Raw genomic sequence first — 26,392 nt, 5'->3', positions numbered from 1 at the left:
GATTGGTTTTAGGGGTGCTTCGCGCCCCAACGGGGGCAAGCCCCCTCGCCACACAAGCCCGCTCTCATAGGTGACCGTGATCAACTCAGACGCTCGCCAAGGTTTTCAGCCTTGAGAATATCGAACAACGCCTGCGCCGCCGCCGACAGTTCTTGCCCGGTCGTCAAAACCCCGATCGCCCGTTCCACCACCGGGTCGCGCAAGGTGATACAACGCGCGCCCAACTCGCGCATCTGCTCGGCGCACAACGCTGGCACCGCGCTTACGCCCAGTCCGCTGGCCACCATCCGCCCGACCGTTGCCAACTGATGACTTTCAAACTCCACCGGCAATTTCATCCCCCGCGCCTGCAAGTGCTCTTCAAGCATCACCCGCACCGTGGACGGTCGCTGCAGGGTAATGAACGGTTCCTTGAGCAACGTCTGCCAATCGATATCGCTCAGGTCCGCCAGCGGTGAATCAAGCGGCACCACCGCCACAAACCGGTCTATGTACAACGGGGTGAATTGCAGCGACGAACTCTGGGTCGGCTCAAACGCCACGCCCAATTCCACCTGGCGGTCGCGGACCATTTCCAACACCTGCTCGTTGATCACGTCGTTCACCGTGACGTTGACCTTGGGATAACGCGCGCGGAAAGTCTTGAGGATCGGCGGCAGCAGGTTGCCGGCAAACGACGGCATCGCCGCCAGCGTCACGCGGCCACGCTGAAGGGTGAAGCGTTGGCGCAGTTCATCCTCGGCATTGTCCCAGTCCGCGATCAGCCGACGGGCCAGTGGCAGCAGCGATTCACCCTCGGCGGTCAGTGCGACGTTGCGGGTATTGCGGGTGAACAGGCGCCCGCCCAGGCCGTCCTCCAGCGCCTTGATGGTCAGGCTCAGCGCCGATTGGGACAGGTGCAGCCGCTCGCAAGCCACGGCAAAGCTCAAACTCTGGGCCACGGCCAGGAAGGCGCGGATCTGTTTAACGGTCATGGCCACTGTCTCCAACGTAGCGCGCACTCATTGGTGAGTTTTATCTATCAATCAACCTTAAAAATCAACTTAACAAATAAATCCTGTGGCGAGACACTCCCTCCCCATCCGGCTAGCCAGCCGCCCACAAAGAATAAAAGAGGTGCATATGGCAGGGTTCGACAAGCGCGTGTATTCCTATGAGGAAGCGATGGCCGGTCTTGAAGACGGCATGACCGTGATCTCCGGCGGCTTCGGCCTGTGCGGGATTCCGGAAAACCTCATCGCCGAGATCCAGCACCGGGGCACCCGTGACCTCACCGTGGTCTCCAACAACTGCGGCGTCGATGGGTTCGGTCTCGGCGTGCTGCTGGTGGACCGGCAGATCCGCAAAGTGGTGGCCTCCTACGTCGGCGAGAACAAACTGTTCGAAGACCAACTGCTTAAAGGCGAAATCGAAGTCGTCCTGACCCCCCAAGGCACCCTCGCCGAGAAAATGCGCGCAGGCGGCGCCGGCATCCCGGCGTTCTTCACCGCCACCGGCGTCGGCACTCCAGTCGCTGAAGGCAAGGAAGTGCGCGAATTCAAGGGCCGCCAGTACCTGATGGAAGAATCCATCACCGGTGACTTCGCCATCGTCAAAGGCTGGAAAGCCGACCATTTCGGTAACGTGGTCTATCGCCACACCGCCCAGAACTTCAACCCGTTGGCCGCCACCGCCGGCAAGATCACCGTGGTCGAAGTCGAAGAAATCGTCGAACCCGGCGAGCTGGACCCGTCGCAGATCCACACCCCTGGCATCTATGTCGACCGGGTCATTTGCGGCACGTTCGAGAAGCGCATCGAACAGCGCACCGTGCGTAAGTGATCCCCTGCCCCCGGACCGAATGAAGGAATAACAACAATGGCACTTTCCCGCGAACAAATGGCTCAGCGCGTCGCCCGCGAAATGCAGGACGGCTACTACGTGAACCTCGGCATCGGCATTCCGACCCTGGTCGCCAACTACATCCCCGAAGGCATGGAAGTCATGCTGCAATCGGAAAACGGCCTGCTCGGCATGGGCGCCTTTCCGACCGACGCCGAAGTCGACGCCGACATGATCAACGCCGGCAAACAAACCGTGACCGCGCGTATCGGCGCGTCGATTTTCTCCTCCGCCGAATCGTTCGCGATGATCCGCGGCGGCCACATCGACCTGACCGTGCTCGGTGCGTTCGAAGTGGACGTCGAAGGCAACATCGCCTCCTGGATGATCCCCGGCAAACTGGTCAAGGGCATGGGCGGCGCGATGGACCTGGTGGCCGGTGCGGACAACATCATCGTCACCATGACCCACGCCTCCAAGGACGGTGAGTCGAAACTGCTGCCCCGCTGCAGCCTGCCGCTGACCGGCGCCGGTTGCATCAAACGCGTACTGACTGACCTGGCCTACTTGGAAATCCACAACGGCGCGTTCATTCTCAAGGAACGCGCACCAGGCGTGAGCGTTGAGGAAATCGTCGCCAAGACCGCCGGCAAACTGATCGTGCCTGACCACGTCCCGGAAATGCAGTTCGCTGCCCAGTGAGGAATCCGTCCATGCAAGACGTTGTGATTGTTGCTGCCACTCGCACTGCCATCGGCAGTTTCCAGGGCGCGTTGGCCAATGTGTCCGCGGTTGATCTCGGTGCTGCGGTGATCCGCCAGTTGCTGGCGCAAACCGATCTGGACCCGGCGCAGGTCGATGAAGTGATCATGGGCCAGGTATTGACCGCCGGCGCCGGGCAAAACCCTGCGCGCCAAGCTGCGATCAAGGCCGGACTGCCTCACGCCGTACCGGCCATGACCTTGAACAAGGTCTGCGGCTCGGGCCTCAAAGCGCTGCATCTGGCGGCGCAGGCGATTCGCTGCGGCGATGCCGAGGTGATCATCGCCGGCGGCCAGGAAAACATGAGCCTGGCCAATTACGTGCTGCCCGGCGCCCGCACCGGTCTGCGCATGGGCCACAGCCAGATCGTCGACACGATGATCAGCGACGGTTTGTGGGATGCGTTCAACGATTACCACATGGGCATCACCGCCGAGAACCTGGTGGACAAGTACGGCATCAGCCGTGAAGCCCAGGACGCCTTCGCTGCCGCCTCGCAACAGAAAGCCGTGGCCGCCATCGAAGCCGGGCGTTTCGTCGATGAAATCACCCCGATCCTGATCCCCCAACGCAAGGGCGATCCACTGGCCTTCGCCACCGATGAACAGCCGCGAGCCGGCACCACCGCCGAATCCCTGGGCAAGCTGAAAGCGGCCTTCAAGAAGGACGGCTCGGTGACCGCCGGCAACGCCTCGTCGCTGAACGACGGCGCCGCCGCGGTGATCCTGATGAGCGCCGCAAAAGCCAAGGCCCTCGGCCTGCCGGTGCTGGCGAAAATCGCCGCCTACGCCAACGCGGGCGTCGACCCGGCGATCATGGGCATCGGCCCGGTCAGCGCCACCCGTCGTTGCCTGGACAAGGCCGGCTGGTCCATCGATCAACTGGAGCTGATCGAGGCCAACGAAGCCTTCGCCGCGCAATCCCTGGCGGTGGCCAAGGACCTGGAATGGGACCTGAGCAAGGTCAACGTCAACGGTGGCGCGATTGCCCTGGGTCATCCGATTGGAGCCTCGGGTTGCCGGGTGCTGGTGACCTTGTTGCACGAGATGATCAAGCGTGACGCCAAAAAAGGCCTGGCCACCCTGTGCATTGGAGGCGGTCAGGGCGTGGCATTGGCGATCGAGCGCTAGCCCGAGACCGCGTTGTCGTTCATCGCGAGCAGGCTCGCACACAGGTGACCGCATTCTCCCGAGAGCACTCGGTTACCTGTGGGAGCGTGGCTTGCCCGCGACGACGGCGGCACAGTCAACATTGATGTCGCCTGACACACCGCTTTCGCGGGCAAGTCCCCTCACCACAACGGCTGGAAACCTCTGGCCCTCAGGCAAATTTCACCAGGTTCAAGACCGGCAACGGACCGCCCGGGAACTGCACCAGCCGCGCCCCGACACTCAGTTCGCCCAGATCGATTCCAAAGAAGCCCAATCGCTCGATCAGCGCTGCCACTTGAGCCTTGGCCTCGGCATCGTCACCAGAAAGAAACAACACTCGCCGCCCACCCTCCGCCGCCGGATCACTCTCAAGCAGAGGCGCTTGAAGGTGATTGAAGGCCTTGACCACCCGCGCGCCAGGTACCCATTCGGCAAACACTTCACTGGACGGACGGCCCTGCAAATCCACCGCTTTGAACGATGGCGCCTCGATCGAATTGTTCGCGTCGATGACAATCCGCCCGCCGAAATCCGGCAATCCGGCCAGTGCCGTTGGCAATTTCGACCAGTTCACCGCGACCAGAACGATCGGCTGCGCGGCCGCTTCTTCACGGGTGCCGGCCCGCGCCGTCGGCCCGAGTTCTTCCACCAGTGAGGCCAGGGTTTCCGGGCCGCGGCTGTTGGCGATGACGACTTCAATGCCCTGACGGGACAATGCTTTGGCGAAGGCTGTGCCGATGGCGCCGGCGCCGATGATTCCGATAGTGCTCATGGTGTTCACTCCGTAGTGGGTTGGTGGAGTGAATACTGCGCTTGCCATTACTACTTTATTAGACGGTAATGAGTTGAATGATCTTCAAGTATTAATATCAGGTGTCTGAGATGGAAACACTCGCCAACCTCGAATCTTTCGTGCGCAGCGCTGAAACCGGCAGCTTCTCCGCCGCCGCACGGTTGCTCGCACTGACGCCCGCCGCCGTCAGCCGCAACGTGGCGATGCTTGAACGCAATATCGGTGTGCGGCTGTTCCAGCGCTCGACCCGCAAGCTGTCACTGACCGAAGCCGGCGAACGCTTTCTGGCCAGCATCGGCGGCAATCTGCAGGCGCTGCAGACGGCGATCAGTGCGGTGTCCAGTGATCGCGGGGAGCCGGCGGGGGTGCTCAAGGTCAGCTTGGCGCCGACGTTCGGCATTGACCACGTGTTGCCGCTGTTACCGGAATTTCTGGCGCGCTACCCGCTGATTCGCTTGGAATGGCACTTTGAAAACCGCCAGGTCGATCTGATCGCCGAAGGGTATGACGCCGCCATCGGCGGCGGTTTCGAGCTGACACCCGGGGTCGTCTCGCGGACGTTGGCAGCGGCGGATGTGGTGGCGGTGGCCTCACCGGCGTACATGGCCGGACGCACCCTGCCCAGCAGCCCGGCGGACCTGGCTCAGTACAACGGCATTGTGATGCGCGGCATTCGCACCGGGCGGGTGCGCCAATGGGTGATGCGGGATAGCGTGGGCAATGAAGCCAGCGCCGAGCTGAGTGAAAACATCGTGCTCAATGACCCTGCCGCCATGCGTGAAGCGGCCCTGCTCGGCCTTGGTGTGACGCTGCTGGTGTCGCCCGATGTCATCGCCCATATCCAGCACGGCGAACTGCTGCGCTTGTTGCCGGACTGGCATGCCGACGCGGGATCGATCTCGCTGTATTACCCGAGCCGCACGTTGATGCCGGCCAAGACCCGGGTGTTTATCGATTATCTGGTTGAGGCGTTTGAGCGGGGGTGAAGATCAAAAGAATGACTCAGCCCACAAACTGCAAAATCAACCAGCTGTTGGCCGCACTGATTACCGTAAACAATCCCCACGCCAACACCCGCGTTGGCAGCCGATTCACAAACGGCCCCATGAGCGTCTGATCGTTGGTCATGCGAATCAACGGGTACAACGCGAACGGCAGTTGCAGGCTGAGTACCACCTGACTCAACACCAGCAGTTTGCCGATTGCCCCGTCGCCCATCAGCCACACGCCGATAAACGCCGGGATCAGCGCCAGCCCGCGAGTGATCAAGCGCCGTTGCCAGCAGGGCAAGCGCAGGTTCAGGTAGCCCTCCATGATTACCTGGCCCGCGATGGTGCCGGTGAAGGTCGAGCTCTGCCCCGACGCCAGCAACGCCACACCAAACAACACGCTGGCCAACGCCCCGCCCACCAATGGATCGAGCAAGTGATAGGCATCCTGGATGTCCACCACGTCGGTGTGCCCGGTCTTGTGGAAGGCCGCCGAAGCAAGAATCAGGATCGCCGCGTTGACCAGCAGTGCCAGCGCCAGGGAGCCGATGGTGTCGATGCGCGCCAGTTTGACCGCGTCCTGCTTGCTGGCCAGGTCTTTGCCGATCATCCGCGTCTGCACGATCGAGGTATGCAGGAACAAGTTATGCGGCATCACCGTGGCCCCGAGAATGCCGATGGCCAGGTACAACGGCGCCGCATCGCCGATCACCGAAAGTGACGGTGTGAAACCGCGAGCGACGTCCGGCCAATAGGGTTTGATCAGCAGCAGTTCGACGAAGAAACACGCGCCAATAGTGCCCACCAGCACCAGCATGATCGCCTCCAGCCGACGAAAACCCCGGTTTTGCAGGGCCAATACCAGCAACGTGTCGAACGCGGTGAGCGCGATGCCAAACGTCAGCGAACAACCCAGCAGCAAGTGGAATGCCAAGGCGCAGCCGAGCACTTCGGCGAGGTCGGTGGCGATGATCGAAATTTCCGCCAGCAGCCACTGGGTCCGTGCGGTCCGCGTGCTGTAGCGCTCCCGGCACAACTGCGCCAGATCGCGCCCGGTGGCGATGCCCAGACGCGAGCACAAACACTGCACCACCATCCCCGCCAGGCTCGCCAGCAACACCACGAACAACAGGCTGTAGCCAAACCGCGAACCGGCCTCGATGGCCGTGGCCCAGTTGCCCGGGTCCATGTAGCCGATGGACACCAGCAAACCGGGGCCGGCAAAACGCAGAACGCGCTTGAAGAACGAAGCACCAGGGTCAACGGCAACCGTGCCGGCCACTTCCGGTGGGCAAAACGGCGCGGTGCCGACTTTGGGCAAACTGAATTTCACGCAAGCATCCGTCAACAGGTGGGAGCGCGCAGCTTAGACGTTTCGCGCACCCGGGTGTAGGCGCTCAACGCTTGCGCAGAAACCGCCTTAAGCAATCCATCGCCCGCAATGCTAACGTGACCGGCACACACAAATGGAGATGCGTGCGTGCTGATGCTCAAGCTGCTGGTGATTCCGGGGTTTCTGTTGCTGATTTCCCTGGCCGGTAAACGCTGGGGACCGAGCGTGGCCGGTTGGCTGTCGGGGTTGCCGGTGGTGGTCGGGCCGATTCTGTTGTTCCTCGCCATCGAGCAAGGCCATGTGTTCGCCGCTCAAGCGGCAACGGCGGCGCTGTCAGCCATGTTCGCGATGATTGCATTCTGCGTGACGTATGCCCAGGTCGCACAACGCTTGAGCTGGTCGTGGGCACTGACGATGGCGCTGCTGGTCTGGGCGTCGGTGGCTGTTGTGCTGTCGCTGATCCCGCCATCGCTGGCGCTCTCGGTGATCGCCGCCGCCACCGCGTTGCTGGCCGCACCGTACCTGTTTCCCTCGGTGCAACCCGTCGTTTCAGGCCCGGCGCCCAAATCCGACAAACTGCTGCTGCGCATGATGGCTGGCGCCCTGCTCACGTTGGCCGTGACGCTGCTGGCCAGCACCGTCGGCGAGCGCTGGAGCGGGTTGCTTGCAGTGTTCCCGGTGCTGGGCAGTGTGATGGCGGTATTTTCCCAGCAGACTCGCGGTCCGGCGTTTACGGCGGCGTTGCTCAGGGCTACGGCAACCGGGATGTATTCGTTCGCGGCGTTTTGCCTGGTGCTGGCATTGGCGTTGCCGAGGTTCGGCTGGATGGGATTCGCATTGGGGATAGGCGCCTCGTTCGGGATGCTGTTGGTGACTAAACAACGGGCATTGCGCCCAGCGCCCTATCGTTTCAACGAACGGCAACGATGATCACCACACGCCTTGTGTAGCAGCTGTCGAGCTTGCGAGGCTGCTGCTACAAATCGCGATCCGTGGGATGATCGCCGTCATAGCGCGACCATCCCACGGAGAGTTTGAATGTCATTGTTGAGTAAAAAAGCCATTGTTCTGCTGCTGACAGCGGCTGCCAGCCTGGGGGCCTTGAATGCGCAGGCGGCCAAGGCCACTACCAGCGACAAAGCGCCGACCCAGAAGGTCTCGATGCTCGGCGGCAAGTTCACCTTCACCCTGCCCAAGGGCTTCATCGCCAATCCGCTGCCGGCCGGCGACGCGGCCACCGGTACCGCCGGGGCGACGGGTACGATGTACACCAACCAGACGACCAAAACCGTAGTGATCGCCGCCGAAAACACCATTCCCGGCGGCGTCAACGTCAAGGACAACGACGGTGAATTCCTCGATTCCACCGTGTCCGCCTTCGCCACCGAGCAACGCAATGCCTTGCCGGACTTCAACAAGCTGAGCGAAAAAAGCCTGACCCAAAAAGGCACGGGGCTGGGCCTGCGACAGATCGACAGCACCGCCACCCAGGGCGGCGGCATGACCCTCGACACCTCGCTGATGGCCGCTTCTGGCACTCGCATGGCCATCATTCAGGTCATCTCCCGCCCCAACGACAAAACCGGCCACGAAACGCTGGTGAACCAGATCATCACCGGCAAATAAACCCGACCGGCTCAGGGATTGAGGCGCTGCAACCAGGCGCTCAAATCCTGCATCTCGGTGGCGCTGATGCTGTGGCCGACACCTTCGTAGGCATGAAACTCGGGCTTGAGTGACAGGCGTTGCAACAGGCTGTCGGCCTCGGTGCCGTCGGTGTAGGGCAGGCGTTTGTCGGCGGTGCCATGACCGATGAAAATCGCCAGCGACTGGCGTTTTTCATCCGGTTTGAGTTCGGACTTGAGCACCGGCAGGATGCGCCCGCTCAACGCCGCAATGCCGCCCACCGCCTCGGGATGACGCAACGCGACTTCATAGGACATGATCGCGCCCTGGCTGAAACCCACCAGGAAAACCTTGTCCGTTTCAGTGTGATATTTCTTTGCCGCTTGTGCGACGAAATCCAGCAGCACCTGGCTGCTGGTCTTCAGGTCGTCCGTCTCGCCGTTATAGGCACCCTCGCCCTTTTTGCGAAACCACTGGTAACTGCCCTCTTCCAACGTCATCGGCGCCCGCACCGACAGGTAGGTGTACTGCGGCGGCAATTCATCCTTGATGCCGAACAGGTCCTGCTCGTTGCTGCCATAACCGTGCAGGAAAATCACCAAGGGCTGGTTACGGGATTCAACGTTGGCCTGCTCCAGGTACTTGAGCGGCAGATCGGTGCGTAGCGGGATTTCAGCGTGGACGGCGGTGGACGCCAGGAGCGTGAGCAGAGCGAGAAACTTCAACATAAACCTTCCTTCACAGCGCGCAGGATTCGGGACAGAGCCTAACATCTCTTCCCGCCGATGCACCGTTTCCCTCTGATGCACCGCGCCCCCGCAGAAGGCAGCGCCTACATATTGAATCGCGTCGGGACGTCAGTCGTTGACCAGTTTCCCGACCCGGATCGGCTCACGTCCGGCGACTTTCGCCTGCCAGGTGCCAGGCTGTGTGTAGCGCCCGCGATCGATGGCAAACAGCACGCCGCTGGTTCCGGCGCAAACGGTGGTGGCCCGGTCGCTCAACGGATCGACTACTTCAAACAACGCATCGCCCCGCTCCACCCATTCACCTGAATTGCGCAGGAAACTGACCACCCCGTGATGCGGTGCAAACAGGTACTCGGTGCCTTCGAACGGCAGGCCCTCACAGCATTCGCTTGGCGCTGCCGGCCAGGTGCCGGTGATGAAACCCTGTTCGGCGAGGAACCCCAGGATCGCCTCGCAATTGGCCTGGGCCTGATCGACCCGGGTATCGCCCATGCTGCCCAGCTCCAGCGTGGTCGCCAGGTTGGCCGGCGGGATCGCAGCCTCAGGAAAGGCCCGCGCCAGGCGCAACCACGGCGTAGAGCACGACTCATCGAAAGAGCTGCCGCCGGAATCCTCACACAACAACGCCACCCCGGCCTTCAGGCGAGCCGCCAGGGAGCGCCATTGCGGCCAATGCTGCGGCAAGGCATACAGGTGAATCGCCGCGTCGAAATCGCAATGCAAGTCGAGGGTGATGTCGGCCTCGCAGGCGTGGCGCAGCAGCAAGCGGTGCATGGCTTCCAATTGCGAAAGCGGTGCCGGCAATCCATCGAGCACCTGCCCCATGGTCTGGCGAATCAGTACGATGTTGGCCTGGGCGTCACCCCCCAATTGATCGCCGATCAACTCAGCCACCGGTGCGCTGAGTTCAACGAACGAGCGGTTGAAGTTCTTGCCGCTGCCCAATTCGAAGCGGCCCAAATGGCTGCCTTGCAGGTGCTGATCGAGGCCGATGGGATTGGCCACCGGCACCAGTTCGATGATGCCCTGAAGTTGCCCCTGGGCTTCGAGCTCGGCCAGACGCTTCTTCAGTTCCCAGGCGGTGCGCATGCCCGGCAGTTCGTCCGCGTGCAGGCTGGCCTGGATGTAAACCTTGCGAGTACCCGCGCCATAACGAAACACGCTGAGCGTGCGTTCAGTCCCCAGATGGCTCCAGGGCAGTGAATGATCGATGCGTTGCATGGGGACTCCTGAATATCTGTGCGATGAGGCCATTCTTGTGGGAGCGAGCCTGCTCGCACCCACAAAGTCCAGCGTGAAAAAATGGCCACCGCATCCACGGTGGCCACTTCTCTACGGCGTATTAATGGCCGTAAACATCGAAGTTGAAGTACTTGTCCTGCACTTGCTTGTACTTGCCGTTGGCGCGAATTTCAGTGATGGCAGTGTTGAATTTGTCTGCCAGCTCTTTATCGCCCTTGCGCACGGCGATACCGGCACCACCGCCGAAGTACTTGGCGTCTTCGTAGGTCGGGCCGACAAACGCGAAGCCTTTACCGGCATCGGTTTTCAGGAAACCGTCGTCCAGGTTGACCGAGTCGGCCAGCATCGCGTCAAGGCGACCGGCAACCATGTCCAGGTTGGCTTCCTGCTGGGAACCATAACGCACCAGGTCGATGCCGGCCGGCACCAGCACTTCGGTGGCGAAGCGGTCATGGGTACTGGCGCGCAGTACACCCACTTTCTTGCCCTTGAGCTCGGTCAGTGGATCCTTGACGTTGGTGCCTTCCTTCATCACGAAGCGCGCCGGGGTGTGGTAGTACTTGATGGTGAAATCGACGTTCTTCTTGCGGTCGTCGGTGATGGTCATGGACGACAGGATCGCGTCGATTTTCTTGACCTTCAGGGCCGGGATCAGGCCATCGAACTCTTGCTCGACCCAAGTGCACTTCACTTTCATCTGTTCACACAGCGCGTCACCGATGTCCACGTCGAAACCGGTGAGTTTGCCGTCGGGGGTTTTCATCGAGAATGGCGGGTAACCGGCTTCGATCCCGAGGCGAATCGGTTTGGCGTCTTCGGCCACGGCGGTCAGGGACAACATCGACAGTGCCAGGGCACCGAACATCACTCGCTTCTTCATTTATAACTCCTGTGTGCGGAGGCTTTTATTGGCAGCTTTCGATTGGCAACTTTCGGCCAGTGAAGACCGAAGTGGCCGGCAGTCTAGAGCGGCTACAGGAGGGCAAATTGTGTTTAGGCGACAAATACTTATAAAAAAGAAGCCGAGGGATTCGAGGCACTTGAAGTGTGCTCCGAGGTGGTGCAAGGACTGTAGGACAATCCTTTGCTTCAGACAAAACCTACACGTTTTCGGGTACTGATCCGATCGAAGCGTCGCACTGGCGATGAACCATTTTTTGCCTCACATTGACCCACCAACCGCCCCCACAAGAGAAACGTGATGCCCGCGCTGAATCTGATCCAGCACCATCCTGCCGAAGGCCCCGGCGCCATTGCCGAATGGGCCCGGTCCCGAGGCATTACCCTGAACGTGTTTCGCGCCGACCTCGGTCAGTTGCCGCCGGTGAGCGCGGCACCGCTGATTCTATTGGGTGGGCCTTATGAATCAGGTGCCGGGCCGGCATGGCTGAAAACAGAGCGTCAGTGGTTGGCGGGCAGCCTGGATCAGGGCGCGGCGGTGTTCGCGATTTGCCTGGGGGCGCAGTTGCTGGCGCTGAGCCTGGGCGGCAATGTGCGGCGGATGGCTCACACCGAAACCGGCTGGACTACCGTGACCTTTACCGATGGCCAGACGCTGAAGGTGCTGGAGTGGCATGAAGACGCGATCGATCTGCCCCCCGCTGCGCAGTTGCTGGCCAGCAGCGAGGTTTGTGAGCAGCAGATGTATCACGTTGGCCCGACGCGGGTGGGGCTGCAGTTCCACCCGGAATGGAATGCTGAATCGGTGGCGATCCTCAATGAGCATTTTGCCGATGAATCGCCGCTGCCCCGAGAACCACAGGACAGCGCCGCCTACGCAGCTGTGTTTGACTGGTTGCAGATGACGCTGGATGGATGGTGGACAGTATCCTGTGGCGAGGGGGCTTGTCGGAACGCCGCACCGCCCCGTTGGGTCGCGAAGCGGCCCCAAACCAGTCACCGCGATCCCCAAGGATTTACGACTGCTTCGCAGCCGAACGGGGGCAAGCCCCCTCGCCACATTTGATCACCTGTATCTGAACGTCAGCATTCACAACCAATGACTGTCTTGGCGGTGCGAGCAACCACGACACTTAACTGAAACCCTTCATCCAGCCACCCGGTCACCCCGCCGATCATCTCCTTGACCGGGTAACCCAGTGCCGCCAATTTCACCGCAGCCTTGTTGGCGCCGTTGCAGTGAGGGCCGGCGCAATAGACCACAAACAGCGTGGACTTCGGATAGGCCACCAGGCTATCAGCTGTGATCAACCGACCCGGGATGTTGATCGCGCCTGGCACATGTCCGCGTTCGAACGCCAACGGTCCGCGCACGTCCACCAGAACAAAATCCACCTCGCCGGCCTCTTGGCTGCTGTAGACGTCGGAACAATCAGTTTCGAAGGTCAGACGATTGCTGAAGTGCATCAGGGCGATGGCGGACGGGGCTGCGGGAATCTCGCGAACCAGGCTAGGCATGAGCTGTACTCCAAAGTCTCAGTGGGTGTGAGAAAACTTTATCTGCTCCGGCCTTGCCGCTACAGTGGCGCACAAGACACTCACCGGGAATTTTCCGCCAAATGCAGCCCACCCCAAGTTTAGTCGCGATTCTGGCCTACGACGGCCTCTGTACCTTCGAATTCGGCATTGCCGTGGAGATCTTCGGCCTGGCGCGGCCAGAGTTCGATTTCCCTTGGTACGAGCATCGCATCGTCGCCGTCGATCAAGGGCCGATGCGCGCCATGGGCGGCATTCAGGTGCTGGCCGACGGCGGGATGGAACTGCTTGAGCGCGCCCGAACCATCATCATCCCCGGCTGGCGCGACCGTAACGCGCCGGTGCCCGAACCCTTGCTCGCCGCCCTGCGCCAGGCCCATGCCCGGGGCGCGCGGTTGCTGTCGATCTGTTCCGGGGTATTCGTACTGGCGGCCACCGGTTTGCTGGACGGTCACGGCGCCACCACCCATTGGCGCTACACCGCTGAACTGGCCGAGCGCTTCCCGAACATTCTGGTGGATCCGGACGTGCTGTATGTCGATTCGGGTCAGTTGATCACTTCGGCCGGCAGCGCCGCCGGCATCGATGCCTGCCTGCATCTGGTCGCGCGGGATTTCGGCACGCAGGTGGCCAACTCGGTGGCCCGGCGGTTGGTGATGTCGCCGCAACGCACCGGCGGCCAGGCGCAGTTCATTCCGTCACCGGTCAGCCCGACGCCGCGCAGCGATCTGTCGCGGGTCATGCAGTGGGCGCGGGAACGTCTGCATGAACCGCTGGAGGTCCGCGACCTCGCCAGCGAGGCGGCCATGAGTGAGCGCACGTTCCTGCGGCGGTTCACCGAAGCCAGCGGTATGCCGCCCAAAGCGTGGCTGCAGCATGAACGCCTGGCCCGGGCCCGCGAGCTGCTGGAGAGTACGAATCAAAACACCGACCAGATTGCCCAGCACTGCGGTTATCGCTCGGTGGAGAGTTTCCGGGTGGCATTTCGTAGCGTGGTCGGCGTGCCGCCTTCGGTGTATCGGGAACGGTTCGGGCGCAAGGTCAGTGCTGTTTGAATCCATCACTCATTATCAATGGCGATAACAACAATAATGAATGATGAGAAAGCGCGTTAATCTATCGCCATTCTTAATATCAAACACTTCATACCCAAACGCGTCGCTATTAATAAAATAATATTAAACATTACTCCGGTGCAGTCCATTGCATATTTATCGGCGCCTGCTTAACTGCAAAAACTGCTGATGACAGCAGTGCCCGCAAACACCACGGAAGGAATCGTTATGAGCACTTCAACTCGCCATAGCATGCCCCCCTATGGGGTGGCCATCCAAGGCGCGATCAAGGCAGGCGACCTGCCGCAAATGAAGACGCTGTTGAAACAACGCGATGCATCCACACCAGAAAATAAAGAGCTAAAAACTGCTTACGAGCAGTTGGTTAAGGAAATCGCACGCCTGGAAAAGCACTAATAGCTATTTCCGCGCCCCTTATTGCAATGGAGGCAATAATTATGTCTGGTTCCAATCAACAACCTGTCGGCTTGTTCCCACTCTGCTACCGAATTGGTACTTCGGCCGCGGGCGCACAAAACCTGGCACTCAATCTTCTGGTTTTTACCCCAGATCAAACGGTAAGCGGCACTGCCGAAATTACTCAAGCCACTAACCCTCCACTGGATGTGCACTCCGATGTCTGGGGCGAATACACCTACCTGACGGTCATGAGCCCTGGCGTCAGCAAGATCCTGATCACCGCTCAAGGCAATAACGGCGGCCCAGGCTCGAACTCAATCGTGAATTTCAAGTTGCATCTGGTGGTCGGTAGCGACTGGAGAGAAGGTGTCGCCAATTACGAGTACTTCAATGGTGAACGGTGGGTCCAGGTCACTGCTCCCGCTCATCTTGTCGAGGCGGTACCCTCCAACGCTTATAAATCAGTGCCTTTGGAGCCCGGCCCGGTCATTCCGGCCTATCCACCGATCATGCCGCTGTACGCCGCACCGATTCAAAGTGCCATTGCCAGCGGTGACCTGGCCCAGATGAAAAACCTGGCCCGCCTGGCCCAACAACAACTGGATCAGCAACCCCAACTGCAGAGCGCGCTTGAAACGGCCAAGGGCGAAATCAGCCGGCAGGAACGCCGCTGACCCGCTCACGAAACATGCCCGAGTTGTCCTGAATACAAATAAGGGAGTAGCACAATGTCAATCGGACTATTTCATACCCGCCTGAATGTCAGTAGTCACCTATTGGGCGCACCGGTTTTAACCCTGGACCTGCTGGTAGATACCGTAAAGAAAAAAGTCAGCGGGGTTGCCAGCATTTTCCAAAGCACCTATCCGCCTCTCAACTTCCGTGCCCGTGTATGGGGTGAGTACTCCGAGGCCAAACTGGTGCCGACAGCCGAAAACCACATCATCCTCACCTTGGCGGGCAGCCCCAGCGGCCCTCTCAGCCAGATCGCCCAGACTTTCGGCTTGAAAGGCATTTTAGGCGCCGATTGGGCGAGCGGTTATGTCGACTACAAGTACCAGGACCAGGGTATCTGGCATTACGTGAAACACGCAGCTGTCAGCCAGGCCCCAGTGATTGAGCGCCCAGAGCATCCGCACCATGCGGTGCCGCTCTATGCCGTCGCGGTACAGCAAGCGCAAACCAGCGGTGACCTGGCGCAACTGAAGTCCGTGGTGAGCCAGGGTGAACAGCAATTGGCCAACAGCGGTGCCCTGCGCAGCGCTCTGGAGCAGCTGAACGCTGAAATCGCCCGCCTGGAGGCCCGATAACCCCAGGCAGTTAAGCGCAAACCCATGTGGGAGCGGGCTGGCTCGCTCCCACATGGTCCGCGCTATTGACCAACAACAAAAGGTAAATCCGGTCGCGCCATTGACTCAAGGAAGGCGCGAACACTTCGATGGATTCGTGCCGCGCACGCGTTGGTGCGCAAGGATTTCCCATGTCAGACAGTCGCCCTGCCCGCTACCTCAGTGAAACCGACCTCAAACGCTACGTGCCGGTGCATGTGGTCTGGGAAATCACTCTGGCCTGCGATCTCAAATGCCTGCATTGCGGCTCACGCGCCGGCCATCGACGCCCCGATGAACTGAACACCCGGGAGTGCCTCGATGTCATCGATTCCCTGGCGGCACTCGGCACCCGCGAAATCACCCTGATCGGCGGTGAAGCCTATTTGCGCAAGGACTGGACCCAACTGATCCAGGCTATCCACGATCACGGCATGTATTGCGCGATACAAACCGGTGGGCGCAACCTGACGCCCGCGAAAATGCAGGCAGCGGTGGACGCCGGACTCAATGGCGTCGGTGTGTCACTGGATGGACTGGCCCCACTGCATGACGCAGTGCGCAATGTTCCGGGCTCGTTCGACAAGGCGGTGGACACCCTGCGACGCGCCAAACAGTCCGGGCTTGCGGTGAGCGTCAACACACAAATCGGCGCGGCCACGTTGCCCGACCTGCCCGAGCTGATGGACCTGATCATCGACCTCGGCGCCACTCACTGGCAGATCCAGCTGACGGTCGCCATGGGCAATGCCGTCGACCACCCGGAGCTGCTGTTGCAACCCTACCAACTGCTGGAAGTGATGCCGCTGCTGGCGCGCCTCTACCGTGAAGGGGTTGATCGCGGCCTGCTGATGAACGTGGGCAACAATATCGGTTACTACGGCCCTTACGAGCACATGTGGCGTGGCTTCGGCGACGAACGCGTGCACTGGAGTGGCTGCGCCGCCGGCCAGACCGTGCTGGCGCTGGAAGCCGACGGCACGGTAAAGGGTTGCCCGTCATTGGCCACGGTGGGGTTTTCGGGCGGCAACGTACGCAACATGAGCCTGCACGATATCTGGCACTACAGCGAAGGCATGCACTTTGGTCGCCTGCGGGGGGTCGACGACCTGTGGGGCTACTGCCGAGGCTGTTACTACAACGACGTCTGCCGTGGCGGCTGCACCTGGACCTCGCATTCCCTGCTCGGCAAACCCGGCAACAATCCCTACTGCCACTACCGCGCGCTGGACCTGCAAAAGCGCGGGTTGCGCGAGCGCATCATCAAACTCGAGGACGCGGCAAAAACCTCCTTCGCCGTCGGCCGTTTTGATCTGATTACCGAGCGCATCGATACCGGCGAGAAGGTGAACAGCGTCAGCGACAGCGGCCAGGTGATCAAACTGGCCTGGGCGAACCAGGGCCAGAAATCGCCAGACGAAGGACGTATTCCACCGCAACTGGCGCTGTGTCGTGGCTGCTTGCAGTACATCCATGCACACGAAGTGACGTGCCCCCACTGCGATGCTGATGTCGCCGCCGCGGAAGCCGTGCACCAGACAGACCGTGCCCGGCAACAAGCGATCATCAACACTCTGACCGGCCTGCTGGGATTGCCGCAAAATAACTTGATGTGACGTTTATGCCGACGCATCACCAGGGAAGCGACCTCGCAGATCGCTTCCCTGGCACATCACCCGGCATGCGGGTCTGCGCGTTGCGAAAAGGACGGTTACTGAGCCGTCGGGTGTTCGACGATCAGCGATTCGATGTTCATTTTTTTCGCCCGGGTCAGCGCCGCCGTTATTTCAGCTTGCCTGGCCTGCGCCTCGGCTTGCGAACCGAACGGCCCGACCAGAATACGAACCTTTCCATTTTCCTTCACGACGTTGGGAACGAAGCTGTGCTCAATCAACCAACCGCTCAGGTCACTGACCGCCTGGGGTGTCTCGCCACGCACTTCGACGTCCCACTGCGGGCCCGTTACCGCCGCGGGGACGGAGGCGACTGCCGGTTGCGGCTTTTGAGCGTCAACCCCTTTATCCTCACCGCATCCGGCCAGCGTCAGTACCGCGATTACCAAGACCATTTTGCGCACAACGCTTTCCTCCGAATGCTTAAAGCGGCGATTTTAACATCCATGGATCCATCCGGAGTGCCGCAAAATGGGCTCAAAACAACGAGAATGATGGTGGCGGCCTCTGTATAGTTACACCTTGGGAATTAATGCAGCATCTGCGCGTCAGAAAGAGGCACCCAAACCGTGAAACTTCGCACTAATCTATATCTAATACCGACCTCTGCACTGTCCGAATCAGGTGCCCTACAAAGCAATCAAGGAGAAAACCATGCTGATACTCACCCGCAAAGTCGGTGAAAGCATAAACATCGGTGATGACATTACGATCACCATTCTGGGCGTTAGCGGCCAGCAAGTCAGGATTGGCATCAACGCCCCGAAAGACGTTGCGGTGCATCGCGAAGAAATTTATCAACGCATCCAGGCTGGCCTGACCGCCCCGGACAAGCCGCAAACGCCCTGAATCCTGCTGCAGTCAGTAGCCAGCCCATTCTGCCTCGAGTAACGGCTGGCTAAGATTCAAGTGCCGCATCGTTCTGCGCTCCGTCTCTCTTTGCGATGCTATCGCAACACGGAGCCGATACTACTGCCCTGGCTCCTGCCATGACTGTCAGACGTTTCGCATTTGCAGCGAGAAAGAGCGCTCTCCTGCCCGGTTAGCCAAACGTCACACCACGCGCCATGCCCGTGGCCGCCACGACCATCAGCACCAGCAACAGCGCCTCGATATGGCTGATACGGGCAAACAGCGTTGCGCGCCCGGTATCGATTGCCGCGCCGCGCCCCAGCGCAATCCGCCATTTGATCAGCGTCACCATCGGTGCAATCTCAAGCAACAGGATGAACACGAAGAGCGTCATCTTGAGATGAAACAGGGGTTGGTGAAGATAGTAATCAGTGCCTTTTTCATACCCGCCAAAGGCTCGCAGCCCACCCGTGATCAGCAGAGTGACTGCAGAGATCCCCCACAGATTATCTGCAATCAAAACACGGCGAGCGTCCCCTGCCCCGGCACTCAGACGACGCAACGCCGTACCGCGGGTCAGTACAGCCCAAAAACCCAGACCAAAGGCCAAGAGGTGAACCGCCGCCAGAAACCAGTGAGCCAGCATCGACATACTCCCATCAGGACAAAGTTGAATCAGCCTTACAGTAGTAGTCCATCGTGTGGGATTTGCTCACGCATGTAGCTGGGCTGATCTCCCGCACCTCGCCACCGGGCAAATTGCAGGCGAAAAAAAACCGGGTTCCTGATGGATACCCGGTTTTTGAGAGTCTTGGACTTAATCCAGTCGTTTCGAGATCGAAGTGCGAGCGCTGCTCAACCCTTTGGTGTTGTGATCGCCAGGAGTAGTTGCCGAAATGGCAGAGGCCTTGGCAACTCCTCGTGTGTCCCTGGAATGCGCAATGCCCGAAGTGACTGCGCCATGGCCGCGATCACTGTTACGTTCGCTACCATAGTGGTTGCCTTTGAGGCCATGGTCCCGGACGGCTTTGCCGGCGTGATCACTGCTCAAGCCGGCACCACGGCCGACATGGGCGCTACTCAAGCCTGCACCACGGCCGACATGGTCGCTGCTCAAGCCTGCGCCGCGGCCGACGTGGTCGCTACTCAGACCTGCGCCACGGCCGATATGGTCGCTACTCAAGCCGGCACCACGGCCATTGCTGCTGTCGCCGCCGGAATGGCCAGAACCGCCGATACCACCATGACCACCGCCGTTACCGCCGCCATTGCCACCACCGTTACCACCGCCGCCACCACCGCCATTGCCACCATCCTTCGCGTAGGCGGAGCTCATGATGGACAGTTCAGCGGGCAATAACGGGGCGGCTGCAAGCATCATCACGCAGGACATGACGGCAACAAAACTCTTGTTTTTTAATAGCATGGTGAGGTTCCGTGGAGGTTGATATTGCACGGAATAATTGACCGTCTCCCCCCCATACAGTTCAAAGGCCGGCGACCAGCGGGCAGGCAATGTGCAGCGATCGAACCGGCACACTGCTTCCCGTGATGTTGCTGGTCGTTATGCTGCAAGGGCGCAATTGAAATTTATCGCCCTCACATCAATCGAACGCACCATTGAGCACCTCGTAGATGATCCCGGTAGCGATAGCCACCAAAATCAAGTCAGTGCCAGCCTGCTGCCACTCATAGCCATCGTAGTGGGGAAGCTGGCCGAGCAGACGGCCATCGAGTTTTTTGGCGATCCCCGGCGGCAGAGGTTTACCGCGCGCAAGGTTTTTCTGAATACCGGGTGGCAAGGCGGGACCGGGGCTCCAGTAGTCGCGATAACCACCCACGATGCCAAGGACGCTACCGTGGTTGATGCTCGGGCCGTGACTCCAATCGTCCCCCCCTGAACCTTTCCCTTTGTTTCCATGGCCGGAGTTGCCATGGTCCTGGTTGTATTGTGGATTTCCCTTGCCTCCTCCCTGGCCTTTCCCGTTTCCCGGGTCGGCCAATGCAGTCACTGAACCGGACACCAAGGCAAGACACGTCATAGCGGCGATCAACGAGCGAGATCTAAACATATCCGTTCTCTCCGAAAGGGGATGTCCCCTGAAGAATGTAGACGGCTATGGCGGTATTAGTTCAGCAACAGTGTTTACTGGAAGTAAGGCGCCGAGTTGGCGTTTTTGAGGATTTTGCAAAAGCCAGGTAAATCGCAGACAACAAAAAAGGGCCCACCTTTCGGTGAGCCCTTCTAGACCGCCCAGCAGAGCGGATTTTGTTTGGTAGGCGCGATTGGACTCGAACCAACGACCCCCACCATGTCAAGGTGGTGCTCTAACCAACTGAGCTACGTGCCTGCTGTGAGGCGGCATTCTACGGAATTCCGGAGGGGTGTCAACACCTTTTTTTCACCTAACCCTATGAATATGCAAAATATTTAATTTCGCTGTGGCAAAGAAGATTTTCCGGTGGCTGGCGGTCGATTTTTAACTCGGGTAGGATCAATGCACTCGTAAAATATATTAAACAGAGGCTGCAGGATGGCGAACACTCCCTACCCAGAGTCCTATTACGCCGCGTCGGCCAATGCGGCACCAGCGCGCCCGGCCTTGCAGGATGATGTAGAGACTGATGTCTGTGTAATCGGCGCCGGTTACACCGGCCTGTCCTCTGCCCTGTTCCTGCTGGAAAACGGTTTCAAGGTAACGGTGCTGGAAGCCGCCAAGGTCGGTTTCGGTGCATCGGGACGCAACGGTGGCCAGATCGTTAACAGCTACAGCCGTGATATCGATGTGATCGAGCGCAGCGTCGGCCCCAAGCAAGCTCAGTTGCTGGGGCAGATGGCGTTCGAAGGTGGGTGGATCATTCGTGAGCGAGTGGCCAAATATAATATCCAGTGCGACTTGAAGGATGGCGGTGTGTTCGCCGCCATTACCGACAAGCAAATGGGCCATCTGGAGTCTCAGAAGCGCCTGTGGGAGCGTTTCGGTCATACGCAGCTTGAGCTGTTGGATCAGCGTCGCATCCGCGAGGTAGTGGCTTGCGATCAATATGTCGGCGGCATGCTCGACATGAGCGGCGGGCATATTCATCCACTCAATCTTGCCTTGGGCGAAGCAGCAGCCGTGGAGTCGTTGGGCGGCACTATTTACGAGCAATCGCCGGCAGTGCGCATCGAGCGCAGTGCCAACCCGGTGGTGCATACGCCTCAGGGCAAGGTCAGGGCCAAATTCATCATAGTCGCCGGCAACGCGTACATCGGCAATCTGGTGCCGGAGCTGGCGGCCAAGTCGATGCCCTGCGGGACTCAAGTGATCACCACCGAACCCTTGGGCGATGAATTGGCCAAGCGCCTGCTGCCTCAGGACTACTGCGTCGAAGACTGTAACTACCTGCTCGACTACTACCGCCTGAGCGCCGACAAACGCCTGATATTTGGTGGCGGCGTGGTGTATGGCGCGCGGGATCCGGCGAACATCGAGGCGATCATTCGACCGAAGATGCTCAAGGCCTTCCCGCAACTCAAGGACGTGAAGATCGATTACGCCTGGACCGGCAATTTCCTGCTGACCCTGTCGCGTCTTCCTCAGGTCGGGCGACTGGGCGACAACATCTACTACTCCCAGGGTTGCAGTGGCCACGGCGTGACATATACGCACCTGGCGGGCAAGGTACTGGCTGAAGCATTGCGCGGACAGGCTGAACGCTTCGACGCCTTCGCCGACCTACCCCACTATCCGTTCCCTGGCGGGCAATTGCTGCGTACGCCGTTCGCAGCGTTGGGCGCCTGGTATTACGGATTGCGGGACAAGCTCGGATACTGACCGATAGAGGTGAAAAAGGGGCCGCTGAACGCAGCCCCTTTTTTGTATCCGCCGGGGGAAGTCAAACCCTGATTCAGAAGTCGACCGTCGCCGAAACGAGGTAGGTTCGTGGGGTCGAGAGCGTCAAGCCCGGCTCACTGTCATCCGAAGCCCCAGCCGAGCTCCAGTAGCGCTTGTCCGCCACGTTCTCGACATTGGCACGCAGGGTGATGTTCTTCTCGTCGATCTTGAACGCGTAACGTGCGCCCACGTCGAAACGCTCCCAAGAGTCGATTTCCTTGTCGTTGGACTGGTCCAGATACTGTGAACTGGAATAGATACCACGGCTGGTCAGGGTCAGGCCCTGTACGGTCGGCACGTCCCACTCGGCGCCCAGGTTGACGTTGTATTTCGGCGTCGCAGGCGCCCGGTTGCCGTCAAAGGTGCCATTGGTGGTATTGGTCAACTCGCTGTCGATGTACATGACACCACCCAGTAGGCGGAAACCCTTGAGTGGCTCACCGAACACACTCAGTTCCACACCGTCGTTTTGACGCTTGCCGTTCGGGCCGAAGACTCGCGTCGTGGCGTTGGTCTCATAGGCCGGCTGCTTGATCCGGAACACCGCAGCGGTCACGGCGAACGCACCCGCGTCATACTTGGCGCCGACCTCGACCTGCCGGCTGATGAACGGCGGAAATATCTCGTCTTCATTCACCGAAGTCGACGGCGCGATCTTGCCTTGGCTCAAGCCTTCCATGTAGTTGGCATACAGCGACAATTTGTCGGTCGCCTTGAACAGGATGCCGCCCGACGGCGAAACCTTTTCCTCGTCGTAGGCTGTGTCGCCTTTGACGTTATCCGTCCAGTCATCAACCTTCACGCGCTGCCAGCGAGCGCCGAGGGTCAGCAGTAGCCGATCATCGAAGAAACCCAGTGTGTCGGACAACGCCACGCCGCTGAAGCGGTTCTCGGTGTAGACCTTCGAATCGAATCGAGTGGGCCTGACAGGTGTTGGTGTTTCCACCGGTTCGTAGAGGTTGCTGCGAGTAGCGGCATAACGGGCACCGCCATTTTCGAAGTCCATGTAGAAATAGCTGGCGGCCAGGTTAACTTCATGGCTCACCGGACCAGTATGAAACCAATTGCGCACCCCTGCCGTGGCCGTCCGGACATTTTCGTCGCGGGTGAAATCACGTGGCTGAACGCTGAAATCACCTGCGTTGTTGGTGACCGCGACGGCATGCCGGAGAAAGTCATGGTTGCTTTTACGCGCGCCCACACCGCCGTACAGCATGACGGAATCGCTGACATCGAATTCACCGTTCACCGCGCCGAAAGTGTCGTTGGTACTCGCCTTGCTCCAAGGCTGCGCATAGTTGCGGCGGACATCGCTGGCATGCGGAACCTGGGCGTTGGCGCCGACCTGCACGCGCTCCTGCGGCGCGTTGGTATCGCGCTCGGTGCGTCCGATATCCGTCGACAGTCGCAGGCGCTCACCGCGAAAATCCAGGCCCAGCACGGCCATCTCGCGGTCGACACTCTGATGGTCCCATTCGGTGTCGCCGGACTGCTTCACGCCGTTGAAACGAATACCGAACTTGTTGTCTTCACCAAAACGCCGGCCGACATCCACGGCGCCTCCCACCTGACTGTCGGAAGCGTAGCTACCGGTGAGAGAAGTGATGGGTTTGTCGGTCGCGCGCTTGGGCACCACGTTGATCCCGCCACCCACGGCGCCTCGCGGCGAGATGCCGTTGATAAGCTGGCTCGGGCCTTTGAGGATGTCGACGCGGTCGGCCATCTCCATGTCGACCGTATAGGTCGGCAAGACACCGTATAGACCGTTGTAGGCGACATCACTGTTGAACAGACTAAGCCCACGAATGGTGAACTGCTCATAACGCCCACCCGCCGGGTTGGTGGCGCGAACCGAAGGATCGTTGGCGATTAGGTCGACCAAGGTACGAGCCTGCTGGTTTTTGACCACCTCGCTGGTGTAGGAGGTCATGCTGAATGGCGTTTCCATAAAGTCTTTTGAGCCCAGCAAGCCTTGCGAACCATGGCGCGCAACCTGGCCGCCGGCATACGGATCGCCGCCAGCCGAGTCGGTGGCACCGAGAATCGAGGTGGGAGCCAGTTGCAGGCTGCTGCCTTCTGGCGCCGGAGTCAGGATGTACGTTTGTTCGCCCACTGGCTGCAGTTGCAGACCGGAACCCTGCAACAGCCGGGTAAAGCCCTCCTCGACCGCAAATTCACCGGATAAGCCGGCGCTGCTGCGCCCCCCTACCAACGCCGGGTCCACCGAGAGGTTGACCCCGGCCAGCCCGGCAAACCTGGTCAGCGCATCGCTCAGGCTCCCGGCAGGCACTTGATAACTGCGCCGGGTGGCGTCTTCGGCCCAACTGGAAGTGATGAACAACGGACTGGCACTCAGGCTCAGCAACAGGCTCAGGTGCAACAACGGACGCAGACCGGAAGCAGCCGGACGCGGACAGCAAGGCATTACTGTGGGCATTGAAGAAGCTCTCTTGATTCGCTCGGTTGCCTTGAATGACAAGCGAGTCGAAAAAAGGGGACAGGCTTCACACACTATTTTTACGCGGCAGCAACGTCACCCAGTAACGCGTACGCGAATGCACCTCCAGTGGCAGACTGGCCGCGAGCAGCGTCAGCACGCGATCGGTGTCGTCCAGACGGAAACTACCGGTGACGCGCAGCGCCTCGAGCGCAGGCTCCCAGCGCAGGACACCCGGTCGATAACTGCTAAGCTCACGCAGGAAATCCCCCAGCGGCCGATTTTTTGCCATCAGCACGCCTTCGCGCCAGCCCGGCGCGAGCACATCGAATGCAGTTGTCGACCCGGCACCGCCCGCTTGAAGGTCAACCTGCTGACCACCGCGCAATGACAAGACTGGCCCCTGCAACGGCTGCAATTGCAGGAAGCCGCTGTATACCGACACTCGGCATCCGAGTGCATCCTGCCGCACACAGACCTCGCTTTGACTGACTATAACTTGCCCAAATCGTGTCTGGATCGTCAATGGCGAGGCGTCAGGCACCTTCAGTGATATTTCACCCTCTACCAACTTCAAGCGCCGCCCCTGCACATCCACATCAACGGCGCTAGCTGTGTTGAGCTGCAGGAAGCTGCCATCGGCAAGCTGCACCTGCTTGCGCTCCCCAGTGGACGTATGCAAGTCGGCCCGCCAGACCTCCAGCGGTAATTGCCGGCTGATCAGCCATGCCGCCGGCACCAACACCACTGCACCCAATGCGCGCTTGAGCACCACGCGCCTACCCGGCTCAGGGCGATCCAGACTTTGCAGCGCCAACGCCGAAGGCAGATCGGCAAAACGCTGACGCAAGGCTTGAGCTTTCTGCCAGGCCTGCTCGTGACTGGCGCAACTGTCACGCCACCGTTGCAGGCCGGCGTGATCCTGCTCATTCGCACTGCCGGACTCCAGCAAGGCGAGCCACTGCGCGGCGGCGCGCACTATCTGGCGAGCCTCCACCGAGGGCGACGGACTACTCACAACTCCACCAACAGGCAATGCTCGTAGGCTTGCGCCATGTAGCGCTTGATCGTGCGTTCCGACACCCGCAGGCGCTCGGCGACTTGCTGATAATTCAAGCCTTCCAGCTGACTCCAGAGAAACGCCCGTCGCACCGCCGTCGGCAGTCCGTCGAGCAATTCGTCCAGGGCTTGCAGGGTTTCCAGCAGCAGCCAGCGCTGCTCGGGAGACGGCACACTGCCTTCAGGCAGCGAGGCCAGGGCATTCAAATAGGCTTGCTCAAGACTACGACGCTGATAGAAGTTGCTCAGCAGTCGCTTACCCACAGTCAGCAGATAGGCGCGGGGCTCCTGCAGGTCGGAAATCCGTTGAGAGCTGGCAAGCAAGCGCAGGAACGTATCTTGACTGAGGTCCGCCGCGTCAAACGCGTTGCCCACGCGCCGCCTCAACCAGCCTTCAAGCCAGCCACGGTGATCGCGGTACAGGTCGTGGAGGGTTTGCTCCTTCGGCATCGCTGCATCACTCATCTCAAGAAGTCCTGCGCCAAGGAGTCATCGTAAATGAGAGTGATTCTAATTAATATCGATGCCGTGAACCAAGTTCTTTGTGCATCGGGCGTGCAGAAAGCTAATGTCGGGAAGGCGCGAAAGAAGAAAAAGCCAAATCGCAGACACAAAAAACCCCGGTCTTTCGACCAGGGTCTTTGCTATCGACTCGAAGATTGCCAACGGCCTTCTTCGTAGCTCCAAGGCGTTCAGTGGGCCTTGAGGCAGATATGGCGCAGCGGACGGGACTCGAACCCGCGACCCCCGGCGTGACAGGCCGGTATTCTAACCGACTGAACTACCGC

General features: G+C 60.1%; 27 protein-coding genes, 1 tRNA gene and 1 pseudogene. 14 read left to right on the top strand and 15 right to left on the bottom strand.

Annotation, left to right across the window (positions count from 1 at the left end):
- Positions 1 to 80 precede the first annotated feature (80 nt).
- Positions 81 to 974 (bottom strand): LysR family transcriptional regulator, encoded by an 894-nt coding sequence (locus tag AC1RL4_RS28875; RefSeq protein WP_028940389.1) that lies wholly within the window; start codon positions 972 to 974, stop codon positions 81 to 83.
- 148 nt (positions 975 to 1,122) lie between these two features.
- Between AC1RL4_RS28875 and AC1RL4_RS28870 the strand changes: the two genes are divergently transcribed.
- Genes AC1RL4_RS28870 through AC1RL4_RS28860 form a run of 3 tightly spaced genes read left to right on the top strand, consistent with a single transcriptional unit; the run spans position 1,123 to position 3,713 of the window.
- Positions 1,123 to 1,821, top strand: coding sequence for a CoA transferase subunit A (locus tag AC1RL4_RS28870; RefSeq protein ID WP_018928063.1), 699 nt, complete (start codon positions 1,123 to 1,125; stop codon positions 1,819 to 1,821).
- 36 nt (positions 1,822 to 1,857) lie between these two features.
- Positions 1,858 to 2,523, top strand: coding sequence for a CoA transferase subunit B (locus AC1RL4_RS28865; RefSeq protein ID WP_018928064.1), 666 nt, complete (start codon positions 1,858 to 1,860; stop codon positions 2,521 to 2,523).
- 11 nt (positions 2,524 to 2,534) lie between these two features.
- Positions 2,535 to 3,713: an acetyl-CoA C-acetyltransferase gene (locus AC1RL4_RS28860; protein ID WP_028940391.1), complete on the top strand. Its 1,179-nt coding sequence runs from the start codon at positions 2,535 to 2,537 to the stop codon at positions 3,711 to 3,713.
- Between the two features lie 190 nt (positions 3,714 to 3,903).
- On the opposite strand, the gene AC1RL4_RS28855 is transcribed toward AC1RL4_RS28860, so the two are convergent.
- Positions 3,904 to 4,506: an NADPH-dependent F420 reductase gene (locus tag AC1RL4_RS28855; RefSeq protein WP_028940392.1), complete on the bottom strand. Its 603-nt coding sequence runs from the start codon at positions 4,504 to 4,506 to the stop codon at positions 3,904 to 3,906.
- Positions 4,507 to 4,616: 110 nt separating this feature from the next.
- Between AC1RL4_RS28855 and AC1RL4_RS28850 the strand changes: the two genes are divergently transcribed.
- A complete protein-coding gene (locus AC1RL4_RS28850; RefSeq protein ID WP_018928067.1) occupies positions 4,617 to 5,513 on the top strand; it encodes a LysR family transcriptional regulator in 897 nt (298 codons plus the stop codon).
- Between the two features lie 16 nt (positions 5,514 to 5,529).
- On the opposite strand, the gene AC1RL4_RS28845 is transcribed toward AC1RL4_RS28850, so the two are convergent.
- On the bottom strand, positions 5,530 to 6,849 hold the full coding sequence (locus AC1RL4_RS28845) for an Nramp family divalent metal transporter (RefSeq protein WP_028940393.1): 1,320 nt from the start codon (positions 6,847 to 6,849) through the stop codon (positions 5,530 to 5,532).
- A gap of 147 nt (positions 6,850 to 6,996) precedes the next feature.
- Between AC1RL4_RS28845 and AC1RL4_RS28840 the strand changes: the two genes are divergently transcribed.
- Together AC1RL4_RS28840 and AC1RL4_RS28835 are read left to right on the top strand one after the other, a co-directional pair.
- Positions 6,997 to 7,779, top strand: a complete 783-nt coding sequence (locus AC1RL4_RS28840) for a hypothetical protein (protein ID WP_028940394.1) — start codon at positions 6,997 to 6,999, stop codon at positions 7,777 to 7,779.
- A 108-nt stretch (positions 7,780 to 7,887) separates the two neighbouring features.
- Positions 7,888 to 8,475: a DcrB/PsbP domain-containing protein gene (locus tag AC1RL4_RS28835; protein WP_028940395.1), complete on the top strand. Its 588-nt coding sequence runs from the start codon at positions 7,888 to 7,890 to the stop codon at positions 8,473 to 8,475.
- A gap of 11 nt (positions 8,476 to 8,486) precedes the next feature.
- On the opposite strand, the gene AC1RL4_RS28830 is transcribed toward AC1RL4_RS28835, so the two are convergent.
- The 3 genes from AC1RL4_RS28830 to AC1RL4_RS28820 form a co-directional block, all read right to left on the bottom strand.
- Positions 8,487 to 9,203: an alpha/beta hydrolase gene (locus AC1RL4_RS28830; RefSeq protein ID WP_019582140.1), complete on the bottom strand. Its 717-nt coding sequence runs from the start codon at positions 9,201 to 9,203 to the stop codon at positions 8,487 to 8,489.
- A gap of 129 nt (positions 9,204 to 9,332) precedes the next feature.
- Positions 9,333 to 10,445: a succinylglutamate desuccinylase/aspartoacylase family protein gene (locus AC1RL4_RS28825; RefSeq protein WP_019582139.1), complete on the bottom strand. Its 1,113-nt coding sequence runs from the start codon at positions 10,443 to 10,445 to the stop codon at positions 9,333 to 9,335.
- Positions 10,446 to 10,566: 121 nt separating this feature from the next.
- Complete coding sequence (locus tag AC1RL4_RS28820) at positions 10,567 to 11,346, bottom strand: ABC transporter substrate-binding protein (RefSeq protein WP_018928073.1); 780 nt, start codon at positions 11,344 to 11,346, stop codon at positions 10,567 to 10,569.
- A 321-nt stretch (positions 11,347 to 11,667) separates the two neighbouring features.
- Here AC1RL4_RS28820 and AC1RL4_RS28815 point away from each other — a divergent pair.
- A pseudogene (locus tag AC1RL4_RS28815) lies at positions 11,668 to 12,297 on the top strand (type 1 glutamine amidotransferase); the annotation flags it as partial.
- A gap of 152 nt (positions 12,298 to 12,449) precedes the next feature.
- On the opposite strand, the gene AC1RL4_RS28810 reads toward AC1RL4_RS28815, so the two are convergent.
- Positions 12,450 to 12,884, bottom strand: a complete 435-nt coding sequence (locus AC1RL4_RS28810) for a rhodanese-like domain-containing protein (RefSeq protein ID WP_019582137.1) — start codon at positions 12,882 to 12,884, stop codon at positions 12,450 to 12,452.
- A gap of 101 nt (positions 12,885 to 12,985) precedes the next feature.
- Between AC1RL4_RS28810 and ftrA the strand changes: the two genes are divergently transcribed.
- The 5 genes from ftrA to AC1RL4_RS28785 all read left to right on the top strand — a co-directional run bounded on the left by ftrA (position 12,986) and on the right by AC1RL4_RS28785 (position 17,321).
- Positions 12,986 to 13,957 carry a transcriptional regulator FtrA gene (ftrA, locus tag AC1RL4_RS28805; RefSeq protein ID WP_028940396.1) on the top strand — a complete coding sequence of 324 codons (972 nt, stop codon included), beginning with the start codon at positions 12,986 to 12,988 and terminating at the stop codon, positions 13,955 to 13,957.
- A 228-nt stretch (positions 13,958 to 14,185) separates the two neighbouring features.
- Positions 14,186 to 14,374, top strand: coding sequence for a DUF1843 domain-containing protein (locus AC1RL4_RS28800; protein ID WP_018928077.1), 189 nt, complete (start codon positions 14,186 to 14,188; stop codon positions 14,372 to 14,374).
- 41 nt (positions 14,375 to 14,415) lie between these two features.
- Positions 14,416 to 15,051 carry a DUF1842 domain-containing protein gene (locus AC1RL4_RS28795; RefSeq protein WP_018928078.1) on the top strand — a complete coding sequence of 212 codons (636 nt, stop codon included), beginning with the start codon at positions 14,416 to 14,418 and terminating at the stop codon, positions 15,049 to 15,051.
- 54 nt (positions 15,052 to 15,105) lie between these two features.
- A complete protein-coding gene (locus AC1RL4_RS28790; protein WP_018928079.1) occupies positions 15,106 to 15,687 on the top strand; it encodes a DUF1842 domain-containing protein in 582 nt (193 codons plus the stop codon).
- A 170-nt stretch (positions 15,688 to 15,857) separates the two neighbouring features.
- Complete coding sequence (locus AC1RL4_RS28785; protein WP_230172720.1) at positions 15,858 to 17,321, top strand: GDL motif peptide-associated radical SAM/SPASM maturase; 1,464 nt, start codon at positions 15,858 to 15,860, stop codon at positions 17,319 to 17,321.
- A 95-nt stretch (positions 17,322 to 17,416) separates the two neighbouring features.
- Here the strand turns inward: AC1RL4_RS28785 and AC1RL4_RS28780 are convergent, their stop codons facing one another.
- Positions 17,417 to 17,782, bottom strand: coding sequence for an SPOR domain-containing protein (locus AC1RL4_RS28780; RefSeq protein WP_007938113.1), 366 nt, complete (start codon positions 17,780 to 17,782; stop codon positions 17,417 to 17,419).
- A gap of 250 nt (positions 17,783 to 18,032) precedes the next feature.
- Here AC1RL4_RS28780 and csrA point away from each other — a divergent pair, with 250 nt between their 5' ends.
- Positions 18,033 to 18,227, top strand: coding sequence for a carbon storage regulator CsrA (gene csrA / locus AC1RL4_RS28775; protein ID WP_007938114.1), 195 nt, complete (start codon positions 18,033 to 18,035; stop codon positions 18,225 to 18,227).
- Positions 18,228 to 18,420: 193 nt separating this feature from the next.
- Here the strand turns inward: csrA and AC1RL4_RS28770 are convergent, their stop codons facing one another.
- The 4 genes from AC1RL4_RS28770 to AC1RL4_RS28755 all read right to left on the bottom strand — a co-directional run bounded on the left by AC1RL4_RS28770 (position 18,421) and on the right by AC1RL4_RS28755 (position 20,581).
- Positions 18,421 to 18,876 (bottom strand): DUF2214 family protein, encoded by a 456-nt coding sequence (locus AC1RL4_RS28770; RefSeq protein ID WP_019582132.1) that lies wholly within the window; start codon positions 18,874 to 18,876, stop codon positions 18,421 to 18,423.
- Positions 18,877 to 19,047: 171 nt separating this feature from the next.
- The gene (locus tag AC1RL4_RS28765) at positions 19,048 to 19,656 is read right to left on the bottom strand and encodes a hypothetical protein (RefSeq protein ID WP_230172722.1); all 609 of its coding nucleotides are present in this window, start codon (positions 19,654 to 19,656) and stop codon (positions 19,048 to 19,050) included.
- A 178-nt stretch (positions 19,657 to 19,834) separates the two neighbouring features.
- Complete coding sequence (locus tag AC1RL4_RS28760) at positions 19,835 to 20,302, bottom strand: anti-virulence regulator CigR family protein (RefSeq protein WP_007935023.1); 468 nt, start codon at positions 20,300 to 20,302, stop codon at positions 19,835 to 19,837.
- A 202-nt stretch (positions 20,303 to 20,504) separates the two neighbouring features.
- Positions 20,505 to 20,581, bottom strand: a tRNA-Val gene (locus tag AC1RL4_RS28755).
- Between the two features lie 183 nt (positions 20,582 to 20,764).
- On the opposite strand from AC1RL4_RS28755, the gene AC1RL4_RS28750 reads away from it, so the two are divergent.
- A complete protein-coding gene (locus AC1RL4_RS28750; RefSeq protein ID WP_230172725.1) occupies positions 20,765 to 22,048 on the top strand; it encodes an NAD(P)/FAD-dependent oxidoreductase in 1,284 nt (427 codons plus the stop codon).
- Positions 22,049 to 22,121: 73 nt separating this feature from the next.
- Here the strand turns inward: AC1RL4_RS28750 and AC1RL4_RS28745 are convergent, their stop codons facing one another.
- The 3 genes from AC1RL4_RS28745 to AC1RL4_RS28735 form a co-directional block, all read right to left on the bottom strand.
- Positions 22,122 to 24,545, bottom strand: coding sequence for a TonB-dependent receptor (locus AC1RL4_RS28745; protein ID WP_026331919.1), 2,424 nt, complete (start codon positions 24,543 to 24,545; stop codon positions 22,122 to 22,124).
- Between the two features lie 67 nt (positions 24,546 to 24,612).
- On the bottom strand, positions 24,613 to 25,563 hold the full coding sequence (locus tag AC1RL4_RS28740) for a FecR domain-containing protein (RefSeq protein ID WP_026331918.1): 951 nt from the start codon (positions 25,561 to 25,563) through the stop codon (positions 24,613 to 24,615).
- Complete coding sequence (locus AC1RL4_RS28735) at positions 25,560 to 26,069, bottom strand: sigma-70 family RNA polymerase sigma factor (protein ID WP_230172727.1); 510 nt, start codon at positions 26,067 to 26,069, stop codon at positions 25,560 to 25,562. Before AC1RL4_RS28735 ends, AC1RL4_RS28740 begins: the two co-directional genes overlap by 4 nt.
- Positions 26,070 to 26,392: the final 323 nt, after the last annotated feature.

It is taken from the genome of Pseudomonas sp. GW822-FHT07A10 (genome assembly GCF_058798795.1).
The sequence above is the reverse complement of the archived record's forward strand: the minus strand, read 5'-3'. Positions and strand labels throughout refer to the sequence as shown.

Bases quoted from the DNA above. Each gene is read 5' to 3' on its own strand.
- AC1RL4_RS28795 (WP_018928078.1), top strand. From the start codon at position 14,416: ATGTCTGGTTCCAATCAACAACCTGTCGGCTTGTTCCCACTCTGCTAC.
- AC1RL4_RS28765 (WP_230172722.1), bottom strand. From the start codon at position 19,656: ATGCTATTAAAAAACAAGAGTTTTGTTGCCGTCATGTCCTGCGTGATG.
- AC1RL4_RS28825 (WP_019582139.1), bottom strand. From the start codon at position 10,445: ATGCAACGCATCGATCATTCACTGCCCTGGAGCCATCTGGGGACTGAA.
- AC1RL4_RS28770 (WP_019582132.1), bottom strand. From the start codon at position 18,876: ATGCTGGCTCACTGGTTTCTGGCGGCGGTTCACCTCTTGGCCTTTGGT.
- AC1RL4_RS28870 (WP_018928063.1), top strand. From the start codon at position 1,123: ATGGCAGGGTTCGACAAGCGCGTGTATTCCTATGAGGAAGCGATGGCC.
- AC1RL4_RS28790 (WP_018928079.1), top strand. From the start codon at position 15,106: ATGTCAATCGGACTATTTCATACCCGCCTGAATGTCAGTAGTCACCTA.
- AC1RL4_RS28800 (WP_018928077.1), top strand. From the start codon at position 14,186: ATGAGCACTTCAACTCGCCATAGCATGCCCCCCTATGGGGTGGCCATC.
- AC1RL4_RS28835 (WP_028940395.1), top strand. From the start codon at position 7,888: ATGTCATTGTTGAGTAAAAAAGCCATTGTTCTGCTGCTGACAGCGGCT.
- AC1RL4_RS28760 (WP_007935023.1), bottom strand. From the start codon at position 20,302: ATGTTTAGATCTCGCTCGTTGATCGCCGCTATGACGTGTCTTGCCTTG.
- AC1RL4_RS28735 (WP_230172727.1), bottom strand. From the start codon at position 26,069: ATGAGTGATGCAGCGATGCCGAAGGAGCAAACCCTCCACGACCTGTAC.
- AC1RL4_RS28785 (WP_230172720.1), top strand. From the start codon at position 15,858: ATGTCAGACAGTCGCCCTGCCCGCTACCTCAGTGAAACCGACCTCAAA.
- ftrA (WP_028940396.1), top strand. From the start codon at position 12,986: ATGCAGCCCACCCCAAGTTTAGTCGCGATTCTGGCCTACGACGGCCTC.
- AC1RL4_RS28875 (WP_028940389.1), bottom strand. From the start codon at position 974: ATGACCGTTAAACAGATCCGCGCCTTCCTGGCCGTGGCCCAGAGTTTG.
- AC1RL4_RS28850 (WP_018928067.1), top strand. From the start codon at position 4,617: ATGGAAACACTCGCCAACCTCGAATCTTTCGTGCGCAGCGCTGAAACC.
- AC1RL4_RS28865 (WP_018928064.1), top strand. From the start codon at position 1,858: ATGGCACTTTCCCGCGAACAAATGGCTCAGCGCGTCGCCCGCGAAATG.
- AC1RL4_RS28860 (WP_028940391.1), top strand. From the start codon at position 2,535: ATGCAAGACGTTGTGATTGTTGCTGCCACTCGCACTGCCATCGGCAGT.
- AC1RL4_RS28750 (WP_230172725.1), top strand. From the start codon at position 20,765: ATGGCGAACACTCCCTACCCAGAGTCCTATTACGCCGCGTCGGCCAAT.
- csrA (WP_007938114.1), top strand. From the start codon at position 18,033: ATGCTGATACTCACCCGCAAAGTCGGTGAAAGCATAAACATCGGTGAT.
- AC1RL4_RS28810 (WP_019582137.1), bottom strand. From the start codon at position 12,884: ATGCCTAGCCTGGTTCGCGAGATTCCCGCAGCCCCGTCCGCCATCGCC.
- AC1RL4_RS28830 (WP_019582140.1), bottom strand. From the start codon at position 9,203: ATGTTGAAGTTTCTCGCTCTGCTCACGCTCCTGGCGTCCACCGCCGTC.
- AC1RL4_RS28745 (WP_026331919.1), bottom strand. From the start codon at position 24,545: ATGCCCACAGTAATGCCTTGCTGTCCGCGTCCGGCTGCTTCCGGTCTG.
- AC1RL4_RS28820 (WP_018928073.1), bottom strand. From the start codon at position 11,346: ATGAAGAAGCGAGTGATGTTCGGTGCCCTGGCACTGTCGATGTTGTCC.
- AC1RL4_RS28855 (WP_028940392.1), bottom strand. From the start codon at position 4,506: ATGAGCACTATCGGAATCATCGGCGCCGGCGCCATCGGCACAGCCTTC.